The 1,709-nt window shown below is 67.9% G+C and carries 1 protein-coding gene; it reads right to left on the reverse strand.

The features are described from left to right. A partial coding sequence (locus VFQ05_07125) for a coagulation factor 5/8 type domain-containing protein (GenBank protein ID HET9326524.1) occupies positions 1–1,709 on the reverse strand: 1,709 nt, incomplete at both ends.

Raw genomic sequence — 1,709 nt, forward strand, 5'->3', positions numbered from 1 at the left:
CGCACGAAATCGGAACCCACCCAGGTGTGAGGCAGATCGCCGATGAACTTCGGCGCGCGCTCGTCGCGCCAGACCACCTCGGGCCACTGGCGCCATCCCGAAGGCCGCTGGTGCCGCATGAACCAGTCGAGCGCCTGCTGAGCACGCTCGCGCTGGCCGAGCCGCACGAAGGCGCCAACGGTGCGCCACTCGTAAGGCGTGTACGCCTCCCACGGCTCCGTTCCATTGCGGCGCTTGGTGAACCAGTCCCAGTACCCGGCGAACGTGCGCACCAGCCTCTCGTCGGTGGACGGCCACGCCTGGACCGGAGAGAGGGCGATGGTGGTCGAGGTGGCGTCGTAGTCACCCAGATCCGCGCAACCCGGGATGTACGGGATCTTGTGCTTCTTCATCGCAGCATCGATCGAGGCGTTGAGGTCGCGGAAGAACTGGTCCCTGGATCGCTCGAGACGAGCCCGGTCGCCCGCACGTCCGAGCACCCCCGCCAGGTACACGGCGTCCTTGTATCCCCGCAGCGCGAACAGATCGTCCCAGTAGGAGTGCATGGGCTTGGCGGAGTAGCCCTCGTGGCTGATCGAAGGCGGCAGCAGCCCGTAGAACTCCTTCTTCTCGGGCGCCAGGTACTCGGGCGTCCGCCGCTGGGCGCGCAAGGTGTCCATGTAGGCAGCCGCTTTCGCGACGCGCGGCCACCAGCGCTCGAGCGAAGCTCGGTCGGAGGTGAAGCGAAAGTACTCCGCCACGAGGTAGATGAACTCACCGTGGCTGTCGTGCTCGGGGACGGGATCGGCGCCACGATGATCGGCGCAGCACGGGATCTTGCCGTTCTCGTACTGGTGCGGGCCGAACCACTCGATGAAGTCGCGCACCATCTCGGAGTGTCCGAACCGGAGCAGCGCCGAGCAGGTGAGCGATCCATCGCGGATCCACGAGCGCTCGTAGGCGCGCGAGCCGGGCTGGATGGAAGGACCGTCGCGGTTGACCATGATGAAGCCGAGCTGAGCGCGCACCGCATGGGCGATCGCGGCTGCGCTGTCCGGCAGCTCGATCCCGACCGTCCCGAGTGCCTGGCGCCATGCGTCTCTCGCGCGCCGGAACGAGCCCTCCACATCCGAAATCTCGCCGGCCGGGCTCCTGCCGCGGAGCGGGATCAGCAGATCCACCTCGCGGGAAGCTCCCGGCTCGAGCTCGATTCGATAGGCCAGCGCACCGGACGCGAAGCCGAACGAGTCGATCACCGCCGTCTCGGGCGGAAGACGATCGCCGCGAAGCCAGTCGACGACGTTGCCCTGATCGAACGTGGTGGCTCCGAAGCCATCCGCCTGCGTCAAAGACAGCACGTCGCGATCGGCGCCCACCCTCACCCTCCGGCCCTCCAGCGCCAGCCGATGGATGGGCGAGACGCCGCCCTGAGTGTTGAGGAACTGCGCGGGCGGATTCACCTGAAAGGGCCGCAACGCCAGATAGAGCGTGGCTCGCCTGGGACGCGGGCTTTCGTTCTTCAGCCGGTAGCGCCCGAACACCGCCGAGCTCTCGCGCTGGGGTGTGGCGAAGGCGGTGATCTCGAGGGCCACCGAGTCCACCTCCCACCGCACGGTGGGAATCGGCAGCACATCGTCTTCGAGCCGCCGCGTGGTGCGAACGTCCGCCCAGGTCCGGAGCTTCCCGTCGAGGAGCAGGAAGGGCTCGATCGAGAAGCCGCGCTTGCCGGC

Source organism: Candidatus Eisenbacteria bacterium, assembly GCA_035712145.1.
Classification (GTDB): Bacteria; Eisenbacteria; RBG-16-71-46; order RBG-16-71-46; family RBG-16-71-46; genus DASTBI01.